We start from the raw sequence: 19784 nt of genomic DNA, 5'->3' as shown, positions 1-19784 counted from the left end.
TTTTAAAGTTTTTCTTTTTTGTATAAAATTAAAGTGATTAAAAAGCCAACTATTACTAATATACTACCTACCCAAGGTGTTGCGCCAACACCAAGTGAAGATTCGACAATAAGTCCACCAACATAAGCGCCAATTGCAATACCTACATTAAAGGCTGCAATATTTAAAGCAGATGAAACATCTTCAGTTCCTGGTAAATATTTTTCAGACATTTTTACCACATACAATTGTAATGCTGGCACGTTAGAAAAGGCTAATATGCCCATAAAAAATAGTGTAACAACCGACCATATTTGGCTAGATGCTGTAAAATAAAGTATAAATAATATTATAGCTTGTAAGGCAAACATCACCATTAAGGCTTTTCCTGGTTTTTTGTTAGATACTTTACCGCCAATTACATTTCCTAACGCTATTGCGATACCGTAAACCAGTAATAAAACACTCGTCATATTTGCTGAAAAACCAGTAACTTCTTCTAATAATGGTGCTAAATAAGTAAAGGTTACAAAAGTACCACCATAGCCTAAAGCTGTGATAGCAAGCACCAGTAAAATAGAACGGTTTTTAAGTACTTTTAACTGATCTACAATACGAAGTGGTTTTGATGTTTTAATCGACGCTGGTACCAAAAAGTAACTTGCTACAGCACCAATAATTCCTAAGATAGCGACACCTATAAAGGTGGCACGCCATCCAAAATTTTGCCCTATATAGGTTCCTAATGGTACACCAGTAACAATTGCTACAGTTAAACCTGCAAACATTATAGAAATGGCATAAGCACGTTTATCTTCAGGTACTAAACTAGCCGCAATTGTTGAGCCTATTGAAAAGAACACACCATGTGCAAAACCAGTTAATATTCTAGCTAAAATTAGTAAGGTAAAACTTGGTGCAATAGCTGCTAATCCGTTACCAATTATAAACAATAGCATTATAGCAATTAGCAGTCGTTTTCTTGCTATTTGACTTGTTAAAGCTGTTAATACTGGTGCACCAATTGCAACACCAACAGCGTACAGACTTACTAATAAACCTGCAGAGGATATTGAGGTGTTTAAATCGTTTGCTACTGTTGGCAGTAAGCCAACAATAACAAACTCTGTAGTACCTATACCAAATGCACTAATGGTTAATGCCCATAATGCAGCTGGTAAACTTTTACGTTTAGATTTAGTTTTTAGAGTTGCTGTTTGTGTTTCCATTTTTAGTGTTTATCCTCTAAAAGTTCTACAATTTTTTCTGCTGCTAATTTTGCAGAAGCAGGATTTTGACCTGTTACTAAACGCTCATCTACGCTTACTTTTTCTTGCCACATAGCTGCTTTATCTACAGTTGCACCACGTTCAATAAGTTTGTCTTCTAATGAAAATGGTACCACGTTTTCTAATTTTACATTAGCTTCTTCTTCATTAGTAAATACGCTTACCGTTTTACCTTCAACTAAATAATTACCGTTAGATAATTTAATATTAACCAAAGCCGAAGGACCATGACAAACAGCTGCTACAACACCGTCATTTTCGTAAATTTTTGCAGCAATTTTTGCTAGCTTTTTGTTATTTGGAAAATCCCACATTGTGCCATGTCCACCTGCATAATAAATGGCGTCGTAATCTTTAGCTTTTACTTTTGAAACTTTTAATGTGTTTTTCAGTTTATTCTGAAATGTTGAATCATTCCAATATTTATTATTCACTTCATCTTTAAGATCAAAACCATCTACTGGTGGATTGCCGCCTTCTGGACTTACTAAGGTGATTTCATAATTATTAGCTTCAAAAACCTCGTAAGCATGAGTAACTTCACTTAAATAATAACCAGTGTCTTTACCTGTGTCACCTAATTCTTGATGGCTAGAAAGCACCATTAATACACTTGGTTTGTCTTGTTTGGTTTGTGCTATTAAGGCAATGCTAAAAAGCAAAGCGATTGCTGAGAAATAAAATCTTGTTTTCATTGTTTTGTTTTTTGGTTTAAAATTCTGGTACAAAATTCAATGAAAAGCACTACTTGTGCGAGGATGTATATCACGATTTTAAAGTGATGTATCGCAATAAAAAAGTGTGATGTATATCACTTTTTTAACCTTTAAAACGACTTAAGGTTTCTCTGGATACACCTAAATAGGCTGCAATCAGTTTTTTAGGTACGCGCTGTACTAATTTTGGTAGTTTAAATAATAAAGCGTCGTAACGTTCTTCGGCAGTTTGTGTTAATAAAGACAGGATACGTTGCTGCAAACCAATAAATCCGTAATTAGATTTTATTCGGAAGAAATTTGCCATAGCTGGAATTTTTTGACAAATGGTTTCACGACTTTCTAAAGACAAGCAGAAAAACTCAGAATCTTCTATACAATCTACAAAAATTGTGGCAGGTATTTGATGCTGAAATGCGTAGTAGTCGCTGACCCAATAGTCTTCCATAGCAAATTGAAGAATGTGCTCACTACCTTTTTCATCTACAGCATAAGATTTTATAAGTCCGTTGATAATCCAAAATTCGCAATCTACGGGTTGTCCTGTTTGAATTAAAAACTGATGCTTTTTAAGTTTTTTATGTTCAAAATGAGGTGCAATAAAATTCCACTCTTCATCTGTAAGTGTTACAATTTCTTCAAAATGTTGTCTTAAGAGTTGGTATTTGTCTTGCATGCTTCAAAAATAGAAATTATAAAGTTACAATTCTGCATGCCTCAAACTCTATTTCATTATAGCTGTCTTGAGTCCATTGGCTCAAACTTTTAAGAATTGGTAGCAAAGCTTCACCTTTTTCAGATAAAGAATATTCTACTCGTGGTGGTATTTCGGCATATTTTTTTCTGATAATAATCCCATCTTCTTCAAGCTCTCGTAATTGTTCTGTCAATACTTTTTTTGATATGGTAGGTGTAAACATTAAGAGTTTTCCAAAGCGTAAACTACCGTTAGCTAGTAGGTAAATTAAAATCGGTTTCCACTTATTTCCAATTACGTTCATCGCATGAACTAAAGAACATACATTCGGATTGTCAATTACTTTTCTTCCCATTAGTTACCATTTTGTAACCACTATTTAAGGTGGTTTAATCATTATTGGTTTCAAAAATAAACTATTATTGGTTTCTTTGCAATACTAATTTAAAATTTAAATACATGAAAAACGTACTTATAATTAATGGTCATCAATATTATCCTTTTTCTGAAGGAAAATTAAATCAATCTTTTGTTGAAAAATTATCCACTCAATTAGGTGATGCTAATTTAAGAGTAAAGACCACAGAAACTCAAAATGAATACAATGTAGATGAGGAAATTGAAAAATTTCTTTGGGCAGATATCGTGTTTTTGCAAACACCTCTTAACTGGATGGGAATTACTTGGTCGTTTAAAAAATACATTGACGATGTGTTTACCGCAGGAATGATGGGAAAACTATCTCAAGGTGATGGTCGTACAGCAGAAGCACCAAAAAAGAATTACGGTTCAGGAGGTTTGTTAAAAGGAAAATATATGATTTCGGTAACTGCCAATGCACCAAAAGAAGCTTTTAATAATCCTGACGAAGCTTTTTTTGCAGGCAAAAGTGAAGACGACTTGCTATTACCAATGCACCTTAACTTTAAATGGTTTGGTCTAGAGCCTTTAAAAACTTTTTTTGCTTATGATGTGATGAAAAATCCAGACACTGAAAACGACTTTGCAAGATTTGAAAAGCATATTAATGAAGAATTGCTTCAAAAGATATAATCCTTTCAAAAGTCTTCATATTTATAAAGAATATAATTTATATACACATAAAATGAACAGACCAACACCAAAGCATATAGCACCAAATTTAACTTTTCCAGTTTTAGATGGTAACGAATGGCAGATTAACAATCAGCAACCAGAAAATTTCACTTTAGTGGTTTTTTATAGAGGTTTGCATTGCCCATTGTGCAAAAAATACCTACAACAGTTAGAAGATTTGTTACCAGAATTTAAAGAAAGAGGCGTTAACGTTATTGCTGTAAGTATGGATTCTGAGTCTAGAGCACGCTTATCACGTCAAAAATGGGAACTATCAGAATTACAATTAGGTTATAACTTAGATTTAGAAACTGCTAAAAACTGGGGATTATATTTAAGTAAAGCTATAAAAGATGGTGAACCAGACACATTTAGTGAACCAGGACTATTTTTAATAGATAATAACAATAAAGTCTATTATTCTGCCATAAATAGTAATCCTTGGGGAAGACCTTATTTACCGTCATTTGTAAAGACTGTAGATTATATTGTATCTTCAGGTTATCCTGCAAGAGGTGAAATGTTATAAATTTGTAATATGAATTACACTGAAAAAACCTATTATTTCGATTACGATAATCCTGTTATTAAGGACATTGTAAAAGAGGTTGAGCACTTAACTTCTCAACAAGATATTATAGAGCAATTATATCTAAAGGTTAGAGATGGTTGGCGTTATTTACCTTTTAATATTGGTTTAACAAAAGCGCATTTTAAAGCCAGTAATATTGCAAAAAAACCAGATGGACATTGTATTGACAAAGCCATTTTATACATTGCTTGCTTACGCGCCTTTAATATTCCTGCAAGGTTACATTTAGCTAAAGTGTCTAACCACATTGCTACTGAGCGTTTAGAAAAAGTGATTGGCACTAACGAGCTGGCACCTCATGGTTTGGTAGATGTATTTTATAATGGCAAATGGGTTAAATGTTCGCCTGCGTTTAATAAAGAATTGTGTGCTATTTACAATGTAGATGTTTTAGATTTTAATGGTACCGAAGATGCAGTGTTGCAAGAATACAATAAAGACGACCATAAATTTATGACCTACATTGAAGATTATGGTCATTTTGAAGATGTGCCATTAGAATTTATAAAGGACACATTTAAATCAAATTATCCTAGTCTTTATGAAAGATTTGAAGGTCAGGATCATATTACAGTTTAAAAGAAGAACTGTTTTTTTAAAATACAAAAAGCCTTACATTTCTGTAAGGCTTTTTTTGTACTGAAGGCGGGACTTGAACCCGCACGACCTAATGGTCATTGGATTTTAAGTCCAACGTGTCTACCAATTCCACCACTTCAGCATGGTATTTTTTTCAAGGTTTAGAGCGAAAGACGGGATTTGAACCCGCGACCCTCACCTTGGCAAGGTGATGCTCTACCCCTGAGCTACTTTCGCAATATAGCAATTATTTAAAAGAACGTTTGTTATAATTGCGAGGGCAAATTTAAAACTTTTCTCAGAAACTCAAAGCCTTTTTGCAAAAAAAAAGAAACTTTTTTATGCGCGCTTCTTTTTCAGCAACATACGTTTTATCTCATTTAGTTTCATAAGCGCCTCAACAGGTGTTAAGGTATCAATATCAGTATTGACAATTTCTTCTTTAATCTGCTCTAAAAGAGGGTCATCTAAATTAAAAAAGCTTAACTGCATTTCGTTATCCAACGATTTCACCTTATCAGTTAACTCTTCACTAGAATGCGATTTTTCTAGTTGCTTTAATATTTTATTTGCTCTATGAATGACTTGCTGAGGCATTCCTGCCATTTTTGCAACGTGTATTCCAAAACTATGTTCACTACCTCCTTCAACTAGTTTTCTTAAAAACAATACATTATCTTTCAACTCTTTTACCGAAACATTAAAATTCTTAATGCGTTCAAAAGTTTCGGTCATTTCATTAAGCTCGTGATAGTGGGTTGCAAATAATGTTTTTGCTTTACTAGGATGTTCATGCAAATACTCACTTATTGCCCATGCAATTGAAATACCATCGTAAGTACTAGTTCCTCTACCTATTTCATCTAATAATACCAAACTACGTTCAGAAATATTATTTAAGATAGAAGCCGTCTCGTTCATTTCTACCATAAAAGTAGATTCTCCCATAGAGATATTATCACTTGCTCCTACTCGTGTAAATATTTTATCAACCAATCCTATGTTTGCTGATTCAGCAGGTACAAAACTTCCTATTTGAGCAAGTAAAACAATTAAAGCTGTTTGCCTTAATATGGCTGATTTACCTGACATGTTTGGCCCTGTAATCATAATGATTTGTTGATCTTCTCTATCCAAAAACACATCATTAGCAATGTAAGGTTCTCCATGAGGCAATTGTTTTTCAATAACAGGATGCCTTCCATTTTTTATGTCTAAAGCAAAAGTATCATCTATTTGAGGCTGAACGTAATTGTTTTCTGATGCTAACTGTGCAAAACCAGACAAACAATCTAACTGAGCGATTAAAGCTGCGTTTTTTTGAACCGGTTGAATAAACAATCCTATCCAACTTACTAATTCGGCAAACAATTGTTGCTCTATTGCTAAAATACGTTCTTCAGCACCTAATATTTTGGCTTCATACTCTTTAAGCTCTTCTGTAATGTAGCGTTCTGCACTTACTAAAGTTTGTTTACGTATCCAGTCTTGAGGAACTTTGTCTTTATGCGTATTTCTAACCTCAATATAATAACCAAATACATTGTTTGATGCTATTTTTAAAGAGGTAATTCCTGTGCGTTCACTTTCGCGCTCAAGCATGTTATCTAGGTATTCTTTCCCAGACGTAGATAAATCTCTAAGTTCTTTTAATTCTGAAGAAAAATCTGAAGAAATCGTATTTCCTTTTAAAATATTTACAGGAGCATCTTCATTAAGCGTTGACTTTATACGTTGCCTCAACTCTTCACAGGCCTCCAATTGATTTCCTATATGTTGCAATGCCTTATTTTCAGCTTGCATTGTTACTGCTTTTATAGGCACAATGGCTTCAAGAGCATTTTTAAGCTGCACCACTTCTCTAGGTGAAATTTTAGTGGTTGCCACTTTAGATATCAATCGCTCTACATCGCCTATTTGTTTTACATACGACTGTATTTTGGCAAGTATAGCAGGTTCTTTTAAAAAGTAGTTTACTACTTCATGTCGTTGCCTTATTTTATCAATATTCACCAATGGCAACGCTAACCAACGCTTTAACAAACGTCCTCCCATTGGAGAAATAGTTTTATCTATAACATCTACCAAAGTTACTGCCTGAGCATTGGTTGACTGATAAAGTTCTAGATTTTTTATGGTAAATCGATCCATCCACACATGTTCGTTTTGCGTTATGCGTTGAATGGATGTAATATGCTGTAATTTATGATGCTGAGTTTCTCCTAAATAATGAAGCACAGCTCCAGAAGCAACAATACCTTCAAACAAATCTTGTACCCCAAAACCTTTTAATGATTTGGTTTCAAAATGCTTTAACAGTGTTTCATTGGCATAATCGTCTTGAAAGACCCAATCTTCTAAATAAAACGTATGAAAATTGTCACCAAAAACTGTTTTAAACTCTTGACGTTTTGGCTTAGCGACCAACACTTCGCTAGGTTTAAAATTTTGAAGTAGTTTATCTACATACTCTGTATTGCCTTGAGAAATTAAAAACTCACCTGTTGACACATCTAAAAACGATACACCAATACTATTTCGACCAAAACATACAGCAGCCAAAAAGTTATTGGTCTTGGAGTGTAAAATATCATCGTTTAGAGCTACTCCAGGAGTTACAAGTTCAGTAACACCACGTTTTACAATAGTTTTGGTTTGTTTTGGATCTTCCAGCTGGTCGCAAATAGCAACACGCTCTCCAGCCTTAACCAGTTTTGGCAAATAAGTATTCATGGAGTGATGCGGAAAACCAGCTAATTCTATTTCGCTTTCACTACCTGCACCTCGTTTGGTTAAGATAATGTCCAGAATTTTTGCAGCCTTAACAGCATCTTCTCCAAAAGTTTCATAAAAATCACCAACTCTAAACAACAGCAACGCATCAGGATATTTTGCCTTTATAGCGTTGTATTGTTTCATCAAAGGCGTTTCTTTTTTAGCTTTTTTTGCCAATGGTAAAATGGTTTTTAAATGTTATTTTTGTTCGTATAATTCTCGATACATTTTGAATTACATTCAAAACACTCGAATTGACGTTCTTTTAATTTATGTCAGTTTGAGTGATTTTCAAAACATTGAAAATTGTATCGAAAACACCTAAAATTAAAGGATTGCTAATGTACTTATATTTTAAGGGTTTTTAAAACCTTGTAACTATAAGTTATTTACAATTATAGCGAGATTTTAACAAGGTTAAGTGTAACTAAATAGAAGGTTTTTTGCTTACGCGGAAACAAAACATAAATTTTTGATGCGAAAACTAAAAAATAGCGAACTAGACAGACTAAGTGTAGACGAATTTAAAGACAGTAAAAAAACACCTATCATTATTGTGCTGGACAACATACGAAGCTTAAACAATATTGGCTCAGTATTTAGAACTAGTGACGCGTTTTTAATTGAAAAAATATATCTCTGCGGTATTACAGCAACTCCACCACATAAAGACATCCATAAAACCGCTTTAGGGAGTACAGATACTGTACAATGGGAGTATGTTAAAGATACGCTTTCACTTATAGAAAAATTGCAATCTGAAGGGGTAAAAGTTTGTGCTATTGAACAAGCTGAACATGCCACTATGCTTAACACCTTTCAACCTGAAGCTAACACTACTTACGTTTTGGTTTTTGGCAACGAAGTAAAAGGTGTTGCTCAAAATGTGGTTAGCAAAAGTGATGTTGTTATTGAAATTCCTCAATATGGCACCAAACACTCTTTAAACATTTCGGTGAGTTGTGGTGTTGTGGTTTGGGATGTGTTTTCAAAGCTAAAGAAGCTAAATTAAAGTTGCGAAACACAATATCTGATATGATTTTAAGTTCAATTTTTAATTGACAAAATATTTACCGTGAAAAGAACACCTCTCTTTATTTACCTCGCCCTGTTTATTAACTTTAGTTTTTCTCAAAACAATTCTTCTGAAATCAAAATCAAGAGTATTACTGAAACTGAAACTTACACAAACACTTCATCCGATGGGAAAAAGTATGTTTTCACATCAGAAATTAATCAAACAACATATAATAGAGAAGGGGAAAAAATATCAAATATTAGAAACACGTACTTTAACGGCAAACCTTACAAAACTCTAATTACAGATTATCAATATGACGATAACGGAAGAATAAAACTTGAAAATAATTTTGTCGTCGAAGATTCTTTAAAATATTTTACCAATTATGATTACCGAAATAATCAGCTAGCAAAAAAAAGTTTTCGATTTATTGAAAATGAAAAAGAAAATGAATTTTTTGAAGCTTACACTTATAATAAAAATCATAAATTGATAAGCAGCCTGTATTTTTATTCGAAAAAAGATATAGACTCCGATTTTTATCAAACAAATCTCAAAGTTAAAAGCTTATACGATAAAAATGAAAAATGTGTAGAAATGGATTGGACTAAGTCTGACAGCTCATACAAGTACAACAAATACAAGTATAAGTGGAATAGAAAAAATTTGATCACAAAGGAAAAAGAGTATGATAAAAATGGAAGTTTTATTAAAACAACTTCATATAAATATTCATTTGACCAACACAACAATTGGATAGTAAAAAAACTTTATGTAAAAAAAGAGCTTGTTAAAACTTTCTACAGAGAAATAGAATACTACGAATAAAGGCTCTAAGCATTACTAAATCCAAAACACTACCTTAACCTGATAGGAATCCATACTTCTTCTTCATTTTCAACATTCATAGGATTATAACTTGCTGGCAATTTTTCAAAATGTGGTCTGTAGTCCAACTCGTAATTATGTTTTGGCAACCAATCGTTTAGTACAAACTGCCAAACTTTAGGGAAATTTGCTAATGTTCCGTTGTAGTTAATTACTAAGTAATCACCTCCTTTTAAAACTAACGTTTCCATACCATTTGGTACACTGTTAAAATTAGCTACTTCAACAGCAAACCATTTATCAAAAGTAGCTTGAGGTGTTATTACTTTAAAATCTTGCTGTTTATAATCCTGTATCGAAAACGTATGTTCTCCTAACCTATTTAAAACTTCGTTCTTCCTAGGCATAAATGTTCTAGCTAGCTTACTCATTTCCATAGACATACTTTGAAATGTTACCGAAGCTTTCATACCAATAACCAAAACATCTTTTGCTGTTATAATCTTACAATCCATTAGAAATCTGCTCTAAAACCCATAAATAATCTTCTCTACTGCTCACAAAATCCTTATCTGAAATATCAATAATCTTTACGTTGAGCTCAGTTTGGTTTTTTAGAAACTCTAAATATCCAGCATTAATTTTTTCGAGATAGTCGTTATCTATATTCTGCTCATAATCTCTACCTCTCTTTTTTATATTTTCTTGTAAGCGTTGTGTGTTTTGATACAAATACACATACAATTCAGGTTTAGCAATGTCCTTATACATTAAGTAAAATAACTTTCGGTAGAGTTTAAATTCGTCTTCAGGCAACGTGATTTTTGAAAAAATCAACGATTTATAAATATCATAATCGCTAACTATAAAATCTTTAAAGAGATCTAGCTGAGAAAGATCATCGCTTATTTGTTGGTATCGATCTGCTAAAAAAGACATTTCCAAAGTAAAGGCATAGCGTTGCGCATCTTCGTAAAACTTTGGTAAAAACGGATTATCAGCAAAACGTTCTAATATAAGTTTAGCATTGAAATCTTGGGCAATTTGAGTAGACAAACTGGTTTTTCCTGCGCCAATATTTCCTTCAATAGCAATATAGTTGTAACCTGACAACTTGTATTGCTTTATTGGGTTTTTCAACCAAATATTTATGGTTTCAATAGCACTTTTATCGTCACAGTCTTGCAGTAATTCGGTAATACTTTTTTGATAAACAGGATGTTGATATTTTGGCGCAATATCAAATAAAGGCTGCAACACAAACTTACGTTTATGCAGCTCTTTATGAGGTACAACAAGGTCTTTGCTTTCAATTATTTCGTCATTAAAAAACAAGACATCCAAATCGATAGTTCGTGCTTCGTATCCAGAATTTTCAGTACGCTGACGTCCTAATTGTGTTTCAATTTGCAACAATTGCTGTAACACATCTTGAGCTTCAAGAGGCGTTTCAATAAGCAAACATGTATTTAAAAAGTCGTCACTTTCAAAGCCTAAAGCAGGTGTATTGTACACTTTTGAAATAATATTCACCTTTCCTATTTGCTTAAAAATAAGATCTACAGCATCTTGCAGATGTTTTAATCTATCTCCTTTATTGCTCCCTAATGCGATGTAAACTTTGTTGGTATTGCTCATAACAGGCTTCAAAATAAGTAAAAGAAATTTTAATAGTTTATATTTACTAAACCTATTTATTCACAATTTAAAATGACGTTAAAAGACAAACTTGCTTCACAACGAATTTACCTGCTCCTAGCTGCTTTGTTTATAACCTCCTTGGTGGTTTCTAATTTAATTTTTCAGAAGTTTTTTTATTGGTATCCTGTAAACGTTTCGGTTTTTGGAACAAAGCTTTTTGAAATTTCGGTTGGTATTTTACCCTATCCTGTTACGTTTTTAATTACCGATCTTATCAGTGAAATCTATGGAAAAAAGAGAGCTAACCAAGTTGTAGTTACTGGTATTTTTGCTTCGGTATTTTCGTTATTAATAATTTTTGCTGCCAACTCTGTTCCTGCTACTTCTTGGTCTTATGTTGACGATGCATTATTCTCAAAAGTATTCGGGAATTCTGCCATTGCTGTCTGCGCTAGTATGATGGCATATCTATTTGCTCAGTTTATAGATATTCAAATTTATCATTTCTGGAAACGCCTTACTAAAGGCAGACACTTATGGTTAAGAAACAATTTTTCTACTTGGTTTTCTCAATTTGTCGATACCTTTACAGTATTAATGCTTCTTTGTTCGTTTGATATTATTCCTTGGGAAAACTTCAAAGGCTTATTGGTTGCTGGCTTTTTGTTTAAAGTACTCGTCGCTTTATTTGACACTCCATTTTTATACCTTGGCGTATACTTGTTTAAAAGAAGGTTTAAGCTTAAAACCAATGAAGAACTTCAACTGCTCTAAAAATGTTAAAGTTTATTTAACCTTTTGACTTATTAAGTTTACGCGTGTCTAACTTAAAGATTGTTAAATTTGCTTTGCATCAACCAATCTGCTATTTTATACGTATATACTTACATAAACCAACTTATGACATGTCCAGTTTTTATAGATTACAAATTATCAATAATAACATTGAGGCATTGCATATAACCAACAACAAACACTAAAAATCATCTGATGAAAAAAGCATTAAAAATATTAGGTATAGTAATTCTTATAGTATTTCTTCTCCTGTTAGCCATTCCGTTTGCGTTTCAATCTCAAATAAAGGATATGGTAAAAAACTTTATCAACCAAAACTTAAATGCTCATGTTGAGTTTAGCGATGTTAGCTTGAGCTTGATAAGGAGTTTCCCGCAAGCTCATGTAAATGTTGATGATTTAGTGATTACCAATTTTGAACCGTTTAAAGACGAAACCTTTGCAACTGCAAAGAATATTTCGTTTACCATGTCAGTAAAAGAACTTTTCAAAAAAGCCGATGAAGACCCAATTGTGGTTAATTCTATAACTGTCGATGAAGCTTTATTGACATTAAAAACCGATAAATTTGGAAACACAAACTACGATTTAGCCAAAAAAGACGACACAACAAATAACACTGACTCTTCAACTGAAAGCTCTAGTTTTTCGTTTGACATTGAAGATTATAGTATTAACAGTAGTGCATTAACTTATTTAGATGAAGGTGCCAATACCGAAATTTATGTTACTGAACTTAACCATAGCGGAAAAGGAACATTTTCAGCTGAAGCTTCTGAATTAGACACTAAAACCGAAGCCAATGTGAGTTTAAGTATGGATAGCACAAAATACTTAAATAATAACCACATAAAGTTAGATGCCTTAATTGGCTTAGACCTCAACAACCAAAAGTACACATTTAAGGACAACAAAGGTTACATTAACCAGTTACCACTTGAGTTTAAAGGGTATGTTCAAATGGTAGACGAAGGTCAAGAAATTGATATTACTTTTGAAAATCCGCAATCGTCATTCAAGGATTTCTTAGCAGTAATACCTGAAACCTATTCCAAAAACATTGATGATGTAGAAACCTCTGGAGATTTTAAAGTTTCTGGTGTTATTAAAGGTTTGGTTTCAGAAACCACTATACCAACATTAGATATTAGTATTTTATCTAACAATGCATCGTTTAAATATCCTGATTTGCCAAAACGTGTTGAAAACATTACCATTGACACAGCTATAAAAAACACAACAGGAAATGTTGATGATACTTTTGTAGCTATAAACACCTTGAATTTTAAAATAGACCAAGACGTGTTTAAATCTTCGGCAACTATAAAAAACATTACAAAAAACATGATGGTAAATGCTAATCTTGACGGAACATTAAACCTGAGCAACATTACTAAAGCATATCCAATTGAGTTAGAAAATGAGTTAAGTGGTATTTTAAAAGGACAATTAAATACTGCTTTTGATATGGAAGCGATTGAAAAAAACCAATACGAACGCATAAAAAACAACGGTTCGGTAACGGTTTCTGATTTTATATTTTCTTCAGAAGATATTGTAAACCCAATTCATATTTCAAAAGCCGATGTTACTTTTAACCCAGGAACTGTAAGCCTTAACAGTTTTAATGCAAAAACTGGAGAAAGCGACCTAAATGCTACAGGAACTATTAAAAACCTTATTGGATTTTTACTAAGCGACAAAAAACTACAAGGAAACTTTAATGTAAATTCTAACTATTTTGCAGTTAGTGATTTTATGGTTGCTAGTTCTGAAACAGAAGACACCAATAAAACTACTCCAGCCTCAGAATCATTAAAAATACCTGACTTTTTAGATTGCACCATAAACGCTAATGCTAAAACTGTAGTTTATGATAATTTAAACCTTAAAGATGTAAAGGGTGCTTTGGTGATAAAAGACCAAGAAGCAAAACTACAAAACCTAACCTCATCTATTTTTGATGGTATTTTGGCAGTAACTGGAAACGTTTCTACCAAAGCAGATATACCAACTTTTAATCTTAGTTTAGGTGCAGATAGCTTTGACATTTCAAAATCATTTAAAGATTTACAATTGTTGCAAAGCTTAGCTCCAATTGCAAAAGCATTGCAAGGAAAACTTAATACTACTATTAATTTAGCTGGTAGTCTTGACAAGGAGTTTTCGCCAAAATTAAGTTCTATTTCAGGTGATGCTTTTGCAGAATTGCTGACCACTAAAATAGACCCAAAGGAAGGCGAATTGTTAAGTAAGCTAGAAGGCGCTCTAAACTTTGTAGACTTCAGTAAACTTAACCTTAATGACATTAAAGCGCAGTTAAAATTTGAAAATGGTAATGTCACTGTTAAACCATTTAAACTATCCTATCAGGATATAGGTATTGAGGTTTCTGGTTCGCATAGTTTTGAAAAAACCATGTCGTATAACGCAGTATTTAATGTACCTGCAAAATATTTAGGAAGTGATGTAAACAGACTTATTGGAAAAATAAATGACAACGACGTTAACAAAATCACTATTCCTGTTACTGCAAATATTACTGGTTCTTATACGAGTCCAAAAGTTTCTACCGATTTAACAAGTGGCGTTTCTAATCTTACAAAACAACTTATTGAGATTGAAAAGCAAAAATTACTTAATTCTGGAAAAGATAAAGTGAATGACTTACTTGGAAATCTTTTAGGTGGTGATAAAAATACCACTAACGAAACAACAAAAGACTCAACAGCTACTAAAACAGACACTACCACTACAAAAGACCCTGTTAAAGAAGGTGTTAAGAGTCTTTTAAATGGACTAATAAAAAACCGAAAGAAAACCGACAGCACCAAACAGCAGTAGTTTTTTAAGGTGTTTTTTAATTTTTATTGAAAGAAACAAGTATTTTCTTGCGTAACTCAATAAAAAAGTTAAGTTGTAGGTTCACATTTAAACACAAAGAATGATAAAAATTGTACTAAAAGAAGGAGAAAGTATAGAGCGTGCTTTAAAACGCTACAAGCGTAAACACAGAAATGTAAAGATTATGCAAAACCTAAGAGATGGTCAATTCTTTACAAAGCCTTCTGTAAAACGCAGACGCGAAATTCAAAAAGCCTCTTACATTCAGCATTTAAGAGATCAAGAAGAATATTAGTAGATACTAGCTTAAACGCTAATACCTACAAATAACCCTTCATTACTTCTTATATTGAAAACGGTTTGGTCTTCAAAAATAAGATACTGTCCTTTTATACCCTTTAAAGTTCCTGTATAGCTTTTAGCTTTTAAAAGATTTAAGCTCTTTGGCTTTTCAGGGTATTTAATTACAGGAAAATCTAAATTGGTTTCAGTATTACTTTCGATGAAATAATCTTTGGCTTCATCAGGAATGTATTGTTTTAATCGCTCACGCCATTCTACTAAGTTTTCATCAACTATTTCGTTTTTTAACATGGTTCGCCAATTGGTTTTATCACTTACATGGTCCTTTAAAGCGACTTCGGTAATACCTGCTAAATAACGATTAGGTACTTCAACGATTTCAATAGCTTCATGAGCGCCTTGATCAATCCATCGTGTTGGCACTTGCGATTTTCTAGTAACTCCTACCTTTACATTACTTGAGTTTGCCAAATACACTATATGTGGTTGCAATTGCACTTTTTTCTCATACTCCAAGTCTCTATCTTCTTTATCTAAATGTGCAGTGCTTAATTCTGGTCGCATAATCCAATCCGCAGCCTGTGGAATATCAAAAAAGCAGCTTTTACAAAACCCTTGTCTATAAATAGGTTTATCTAAACCACAATTTAAACATTGGTATTTTATAAATTGAATGGTAATAGTTTTATCCAACAACTGGTTCATATTCAAAAAGTCAGATTCAAATACCAAATAATATTGAATAGGATTAGCATATTCGCTTTCCATTTTTGTTAACACACCTTGGTAGGTCATAAAAAAAAGTATTATTTTTAGTTCAATAAATATAATGCAAATATGCCAATTCCTTTAGTAAATTCCATTGCTTCATGGTTTTTAAAAAAGCGATTTCATCAAATTGAACTGTTTTTAAAATATCCTAACGAAGTCCAAAACGAGTTGCTTTTAGAGCTTGTTACTATGGCTAAAGACACCGAAATAGGGAAGAAATACGACTTTGAGTCGATTAAAAATTACAGCACTTTTGCTGAAAGAATTCCGGTTTCAACCTACGAGGATTATCATCAAGTTATTGAACGTTCCAGAAATGGTGAGCATAATATTTTTTGGCCTAGTCCTATAAAGTGGTTTGCTAAATCTAGCGGAACTACCAATGCTAAAAGTAAATTTATACCTGTTAGTTACGAATCTTTAGAAGATTGCCACTATGCTGCGAGTAAAGATTTACTTTGCATGTACCTCAACAATAACGAAGAATCTCAACTTTTTACAGGGAAAAGTCTAAGACTTGGAGGTAGTAAAGAACTTTATAAAGAAAACGGAACTGTTTTTGGCGACCTTTCTGCTATATTAATTGACAACATGCCTTTTTGGGCTGAATTTAGCAGTACACCTAGTAGCAAAGTATCTTTAATGAGTGATTGGGAAGTAAAAATGCAAGCCATTGTTGACGAAACCATAAATGAAAATGTAACAAGTCTTGCTGGTGTACCTTCGTGGATGCTTGTGCTGCTTAACAACATTTTAGAAACCACTGGGAAAAAGAACATTTTTGAAATTTGGCCAAATCTAGAAGTTTATTTTCATGGAGGTGTAAGTTTTGTACCATATAGAGATCAATATAAAAGCATACTTCCAAATAAGAATTTTAAATACTACGAAATCTATAATGCTTCTGAAGGCTTTTTTGCTATTCAGGACCAAAACAATTCAAGCGAGCTACTACTAATGCTAGACTACGGAATTTTTTATGAGTTCATCCCAATGGATACTTACGGAACTCCTAAAGAAAAAATAATTCCGCTAAGCGAAGTTGAAAAAGACAAAAACTACGCAGTTATTATTACTACCAATGCAGGATTATGGCGTTATAAAATTGGTGATACGGTTAAATTTACTTCTATAAATCCATACAGAGTTAAGGTTTCCGGAAGAACAAAACATCATATTAATGTCTTTGGTGAAGAATTAATTATTGAAAATGCAGAAGATGCACTTAAAAAAGTATGTAGAAAAACCAAAGCTGAAATTGTTGATTATACAGCTGCTCCTATTTTTATGAAAGGCAAAGAAAAAGGAGCTCATGAGTGGCTAATTGAATTTAAAACGCCTCCAAAAGACATCGATTACTTTAACGAACTCTTTGACAATGCACTTAAAGCATTAAACTCTGACTACGAAGCTAAACGTTACAACAACATGACGCTTAATAAACCGCAAATACATGTAGCGCGTCAAAGTTTATTTTACGATTGGTTAAAACAACATAATAAGTTAGGAGGTCAACACAAAGTTCCTAGACTTTCAAACACTAGAGAATACATTGATGAATTACTTTCTTTGAATGGCACTTCTTAGACGAACGGTAAGTCGATGCGAATAAATCCGATAAACGACAATGTTAAAAACATCATAACGAATTTTTAGAGACCTTTATCCAAAACCTACTAAAAGTAGTTTTTATCTTACATTAATGCTGTTATATTTACACCTCGATAATCAAAAACCCCTTTTTAAAATTTTGATTAACTAATAGCACACAAAGCAAGATCAATTATATCAAAATAGATAAAAAAATTGTATTGCAATTATTAATTACCAAATAATCCGAATAAAAAAACCACTCTTTCGAGTGGCTTTTTATTTTTTAGGAAACTGCTTTTAGTTTCTTTAATGTTGTTTTGGTGAGCTTATCTTCGGCGTAACTTTTTGTAACGTTAAGTTTCTTTTCTGTGCCACTTGGCAATTCAAACATTGCATCGGTTAAAATTTCTTCACATAATGATCTTAAACCACGAGCTCCTAATTTATACTCAATAGCTTTTTCAACTATATAGTCTAAAGCACCATCAGTAATTGTAAATTCAATTTCATCCATTTCAAACAATTTTTTATACTGTTTAATAATGGCATTTTTAGGCTCAGTTAAAATAGCTCTTAATGTTTTAGCATCTAAAGGATCCATATACGTAAGCACTGGAAGACGACCTATAATTTCAGGGATTAAACCAAAGTCTTTTAAATCTTTTGGAATAATGTATTGCAATAAATTATCAGAATCTAAAGTTACACCTTCCTGTACTGCCTTATAACCAATAGCAGCTAAGTTGAGGCGCTTTGAAATCTTCTTTTCAATACCATCAAAAGCTCCTCCTGCTATAAATAATATGTGTTCTGTATTTACTTCAATAAATTTTTGGTCAGGATGCTTACGACCTCCTTTTGGTGGCACATTAACAACTGTTCCTTCTAAGAGTTTTAATAAAGCTTGCTGAACACCTTCTCCTGAGACATCTCTAGTTATTGATGGGTTATCACTTTTACGAGCAATCTTATCTATTTCATCAATAAACACAATACCTTTTTCAGCTTTCTCTAGATTGTAATCAGCAGCTTGCAATAATCGTGTTAAAATACTTTCAACATCTTCTCCAACATAACCTGCTTCGGTTAACACTGTAGCATCAACAATTGCTAATGGTACATTAAGCATTTTTGCAACTGTTTTAGCCATTAAGGTTTTTCCTGTTCCTGTTTGACCAACCATAACGATGTTTGACTTTTGAATTTCAATATCATCGTCACTTGGTGGTTGCAATAAACGCTTATAATGGTTGTATACTGCAACAGACATTACCTTTTTGGTATATTCTTGTCCAATGATGTATTCATCTAAAAACGACTTGATTTGTTGAGGTTTTTTCAACATCAATTCAGATGATAACTCAGCATTATTGTTTTGTTTAGATTCTTCTAGTACAATGCCATGAGCTTGCTCAATACACCTATCGCATATATGCGCATCCAATCCTGCTATTAACAGATTGGTTTCTGGCTTTTTCCTACCACAAAATGAACATTCTAATTCTTCCTTTGCCATGTGCTATTAATTTTCTTAAACTATTATGAAAATGATCATTTGGTTGAACCTAATACTTCGTCAATCATTCCATACTCTTTAGCCTTATCAGCTTTCATCCAGTAATCACGATCACTATCTTCGTAAATTTTGTCGTAATCTTGACCTGAATGCTTACTAATAATTTTATAAAGTTCTTCTTTTAAGGTTAAAATCTCACGCGCTGTAATTTCAATATCACTTGCTTGACCTTGCGCACCTCCTAATGGTTGGTGAATCATCACTCTTGAGTGTGTTAATCCACTACGCTTACCTTTTTCACCAGCACATAATAATACTGCTCCCATTGATGCTGCCATACCTGTACATATTGTAGCTACATCTGGTTTAATAAGCTGCATAGTATCATAAATACCTAAACCTGCATATACGCTTCCTCCTGGTGAATTGATATATATTTGAATGTCTTTAGAAGCATCTGTACTTTCTAAGAACAATAATTGCGCTTGAATAATATTTGCTACTTGATCGTTGATAGCTGTACCCATAAAGATGATACGATCCATCATTAAACGAGAAAACACATCAAAAATTGCGATATTCATTTGACGCTCTTCAATAATATTAGGCGTTAAGTTTGTAGGATACATACTACTAATTATCTTATTGTAATATGTGCTGCTAATACCTTGGTCTTTTATTGCGAATTTTTCAAATTCTTTTCCGAAATCCATATATTTTTTCAATAAATTATTTAGTAAAAAAAAAGCG

General features: G+C 32.7%; 19 protein-coding genes and 2 tRNA genes. 9 read left to right on the top strand and 12 right to left on the bottom strand.

What is annotated here, in order from left to right; genetic code table 11:
* Positions 1–2: 2 nt before the first annotated feature.
* The 4 genes from DMZ43_RS13440 to DMZ43_RS13425 form a co-directional block, all read right to left on the bottom strand.
* On the bottom strand, positions 3–1208 hold the full coding sequence (locus DMZ43_RS13440; RefSeq protein ID WP_131508867.1) for an MFS transporter: 1206 nt from the start codon (positions 1206–1208) through the stop codon (positions 3–5).
* 2 nt (positions 1209–1210) lie between these two features.
* A complete protein-coding gene (locus DMZ43_RS13435; protein WP_131508866.1) occupies positions 1211–1963 on the bottom strand; it encodes a type 1 glutamine amidotransferase domain-containing protein in 753 nt (250 codons plus the stop codon).
* 124 nt (positions 1964–2087) lie between these two features.
* A complete protein-coding gene (locus DMZ43_RS13430; protein ID WP_106676121.1) occupies positions 2088–2660 on the bottom strand; it encodes a Crp/Fnr family transcriptional regulator in 573 nt (190 codons plus the stop codon).
* 16 nt (positions 2661–2676) lie between these two features.
* Complete coding sequence (locus DMZ43_RS13425; protein ID WP_131508865.1) at positions 2677–3036, bottom strand: helix-turn-helix domain-containing protein; 360 nt, start codon at positions 3034–3036, stop codon at positions 2677–2679.
* Between the two features lie 104 nt (positions 3037–3140).
* Between DMZ43_RS13425 and DMZ43_RS13420 the strand changes: the two genes are divergently transcribed.
* Genes DMZ43_RS13420 through DMZ43_RS13410 form a run of 3 tightly spaced genes read left to right on the top strand, consistent with a single transcriptional unit; the run spans position 3141 to position 4947 of the window.
* Positions 3141–3734, top strand: a complete 594-nt coding sequence (locus DMZ43_RS13420; protein WP_131508864.1) for an NAD(P)H-dependent oxidoreductase — start codon at positions 3141–3143, stop codon at positions 3732–3734.
* A complete protein-coding gene (locus tag DMZ43_RS13415) occupies positions 3709–4305 on the top strand; it encodes a peroxiredoxin-like family protein (protein ID WP_238155825.1) in 597 nt (198 codons plus the stop codon). The genes DMZ43_RS13420 and DMZ43_RS13415 overlap by 26 nt, the downstream gene beginning before the upstream one ends.
* Before the next feature lie 9 nt (positions 4306–4314).
* The gene (locus DMZ43_RS13410) at positions 4315–4947 is read left to right on the top strand and encodes a transglutaminase family protein (protein WP_131508863.1); all 633 of its coding nucleotides are present in this window, start codon (positions 4315–4317) and stop codon (positions 4945–4947) included.
* Positions 4948–5005: 58 nt separating this feature from the next.
* On the opposite strand, the gene DMZ43_RS13405 is transcribed toward DMZ43_RS13410, so the two are convergent.
* The 3 genes from DMZ43_RS13405 to mutS form a co-directional block, all read right to left on the bottom strand.
* Positions 5006–5089, bottom strand: a tRNA-Leu gene (locus DMZ43_RS13405).
* Positions 5090–5112: 23 nt separating this feature from the next.
* Positions 5113–5184: transfer RNA gene (locus tag DMZ43_RS13400), tRNA-Gly, on the bottom strand.
* 102 nt (positions 5185–5286) lie between these two features.
* On the bottom strand, positions 5287–7899 hold the full coding sequence (mutS, locus tag DMZ43_RS13395) for a DNA mismatch repair protein MutS (RefSeq protein ID WP_131508862.1): 2613 nt from the start codon (positions 7897–7899) through the stop codon (positions 5287–5289).
* Positions 7900–8197: 298 nt separating this feature from the next.
* On the opposite strand from mutS, the gene DMZ43_RS13390 reads away from it, so the two are divergent.
* Together DMZ43_RS13390 and DMZ43_RS13385 are read left to right on the top strand one after the other, a co-directional pair.
* Entirely contained in the window at positions 8198–8734 is a 537-nt protein-coding gene (locus tag DMZ43_RS13390) for an RNA methyltransferase (protein WP_131508861.1), read from the top strand.
* Between the two features lie 63 nt (positions 8735–8797).
* A complete protein-coding gene (locus DMZ43_RS13385; protein ID WP_131508860.1) occupies positions 8798–9571 on the top strand; it encodes a hypothetical protein in 774 nt (257 codons plus the stop codon).
* Between the two features lie 29 nt (positions 9572–9600).
* Here the strand turns inward: DMZ43_RS13385 and DMZ43_RS13380 are convergent, their stop codons facing one another.
* Entirely contained in the window at positions 9601–10086 is a 486-nt protein-coding gene (locus tag DMZ43_RS13380) for a GyrI-like domain-containing protein (protein WP_131508859.1), read from the bottom strand.
* Complete coding sequence (folK, locus tag DMZ43_RS13375; protein ID WP_129761155.1) at positions 10076–11209, bottom strand: 2-amino-4-hydroxy-6-hydroxymethyldihydropteridine diphosphokinase; 1134 nt, start codon at positions 11207–11209, stop codon at positions 10076–10078. The genes DMZ43_RS13380 and folK overlap by 11 nt, the downstream gene beginning before the upstream one ends.
* A 72-nt stretch (positions 11210–11281) precedes the next feature.
* Between folK and DMZ43_RS13370 the strand changes: the two genes are divergently transcribed.
* The 3 genes from DMZ43_RS13370 (at position 11282) to rpsU (ending at position 15146) form a co-directional block, all read left to right on the top strand.
* A complete protein-coding gene (locus DMZ43_RS13370; RefSeq protein ID WP_131508858.1) occupies positions 11282–11986 on the top strand; it encodes a queuosine precursor transporter in 705 nt (234 codons plus the stop codon).
* A 216-nt stretch (positions 11987–12202) separates the two neighbouring features.
* Entirely contained in the window at positions 12203–14851 is a 2649-nt protein-coding gene (locus DMZ43_RS13365; protein ID WP_131508857.1) for an AsmA-like C-terminal region-containing protein, read from the top strand.
* 100 nt (positions 14852–14951) lie between these two features.
* Positions 14952–15146, top strand: a complete 195-nt coding sequence (gene rpsU / locus DMZ43_RS13360) for a 30S ribosomal protein S21 (RefSeq protein WP_129761159.1) — start codon at positions 14952–14954, stop codon at positions 15144–15146.
* 11 nt (positions 15147–15157) lie between these two features.
* On the opposite strand, the gene DMZ43_RS13355 is transcribed toward rpsU, so the two are convergent.
* Positions 15158–15949: a DUF2797 domain-containing protein gene (locus DMZ43_RS13355; protein WP_129761160.1), complete on the bottom strand. Its 792-nt coding sequence runs from the start codon at positions 15947–15949 to the stop codon at positions 15158–15160.
* 42 nt (positions 15950–15991) lie between these two features.
* On the opposite strand from DMZ43_RS13355, the gene DMZ43_RS13350 reads away from it, so the two are divergent.
* Positions 15992–17512 carry a GH3 auxin-responsive promoter family protein gene (locus tag DMZ43_RS13350; RefSeq protein WP_131508856.1) on the top strand — a complete coding sequence of 507 codons (1521 nt, stop codon included), beginning with the start codon at positions 15992–15994 and terminating at the stop codon, positions 17510–17512.
* Between the two features lie 289 nt (positions 17513–17801).
* Here DMZ43_RS13350 and clpX read toward each other — a convergent pair whose 3' ends face one another.
* Positions 17802–19034, bottom strand: a complete 1233-nt coding sequence (clpX, locus tag DMZ43_RS13345) for an ATP-dependent Clp protease ATP-binding subunit ClpX (protein ID WP_129761162.1) — start codon at positions 19032–19034, stop codon at positions 17802–17804.
* 35 nt (positions 19035–19069) lie between these two features.
* The gene (gene clpP / locus DMZ43_RS13340; protein WP_129761163.1) at positions 19070–19747 is read right to left on the bottom strand and encodes an ATP-dependent Clp endopeptidase proteolytic subunit ClpP; all 678 of its coding nucleotides are present in this window, start codon (positions 19745–19747) and stop codon (positions 19070–19072) included.
* Positions 19748–19784: the final 37 nt, after the last annotated feature.

Origin of the sequence: Meridianimaribacter sp. CL38 (assembly GCF_004328055.1) — a bacterium.
Lineage (GTDB): Bacteria > Bacteroidota > Bacteroidia > Flavobacteriales > Flavobacteriaceae > Gaetbulibacter_B > Gaetbulibacter_B jejuensis.
The sequence above is the reverse complement of the archived record's forward strand: the minus strand, read 5'-3'. Positions and strand labels throughout refer to the sequence as shown.

Excerpts from the sequence above, each read along its gene's own strand:
- DMZ43_RS13365 (WP_131508857.1), top strand. The coding sequence starts at position 12,203 with ATGAAAAAAGCATTAAAAATATTAGGTATAGTAATTCTTATAGTATTT.
- folK (WP_129761155.1), bottom strand. The coding sequence starts at position 11,209 with ATGAGCAATACCAACAAAGTTTACATCGCATTAGGGAGCAATAAAGGA.
- DMZ43_RS13430 (WP_106676121.1), bottom strand. The coding sequence starts at position 2,660 with ATGCAAGACAAATACCAACTCTTAAGACAACATTTTGAAGAAATTGTA.
- clpX (WP_129761162.1), bottom strand. The coding sequence starts at position 19,034 with ATGGCAAAGGAAGAATTAGAATGTTCATTTTGTGGTAGGAAAAAGCCA.
- DMZ43_RS13370 (WP_131508858.1), top strand. The coding sequence starts at position 11,282 with ATGACGTTAAAAGACAAACTTGCTTCACAACGAATTTACCTGCTCCTA.
- DMZ43_RS13415 (WP_238155825.1), top strand. The coding sequence starts at position 3,709 with ATGAAGAATTGCTTCAAAAGATATAATCCTTTCAAAAGTCTTCATATT.
- clpP (WP_129761163.1), bottom strand. The coding sequence starts at position 19,747 with ATGGATTTCGGAAAAGAATTTGAAAAATTCGCAATAAAAGACCAAGGT.
- DMZ43_RS13390 (WP_131508861.1), top strand. The coding sequence starts at position 8,198 with ATGCGAAAACTAAAAAATAGCGAACTAGACAGACTAAGTGTAGACGAA.
- DMZ43_RS13425 (WP_131508865.1), bottom strand. The coding sequence starts at position 3,036 with ATGGGAAGAAAAGTAATTGACAATCCGAATGTATGTTCTTTAGTTCAT.
- DMZ43_RS13350 (WP_131508856.1), top strand. The coding sequence starts at position 15,992 with ATGCCAATTCCTTTAGTAAATTCCATTGCTTCATGGTTTTTAAAAAAG.
- DMZ43_RS13420 (WP_131508864.1), top strand. The coding sequence starts at position 3,141 with ATGAAAAACGTACTTATAATTAATGGTCATCAATATTATCCTTTTTCT.
- DMZ43_RS13380 (WP_131508859.1), bottom strand. The coding sequence starts at position 10,086 with ATGGATTGTAAGATTATAACAGCAAAAGATGTTTTGGTTATTGGTATG.
- DMZ43_RS13435 (WP_131508866.1), bottom strand. The coding sequence starts at position 1,963 with ATGAAAACAAGATTTTATTTCTCAGCAATCGCTTTGCTTTTTAGCATT.
- rpsU (WP_129761159.1), top strand. The coding sequence starts at position 14,952 with ATGATAAAAATTGTACTAAAAGAAGGAGAAAGTATAGAGCGTGCTTTA.
- DMZ43_RS13410 (WP_131508863.1), top strand. The coding sequence starts at position 4,315 with ATGAATTACACTGAAAAAACCTATTATTTCGATTACGATAATCCTGTT.
- DMZ43_RS13355 (WP_129761160.1), bottom strand. The coding sequence starts at position 15,949 with ATGACCTACCAAGGTGTGTTAACAAAAATGGAAAGCGAATATGCTAAT.
- DMZ43_RS13440 (WP_131508867.1), bottom strand. The coding sequence starts at position 1,208 with ATGGAAACACAAACAGCAACTCTAAAAACTAAATCTAAACGTAAAAGT.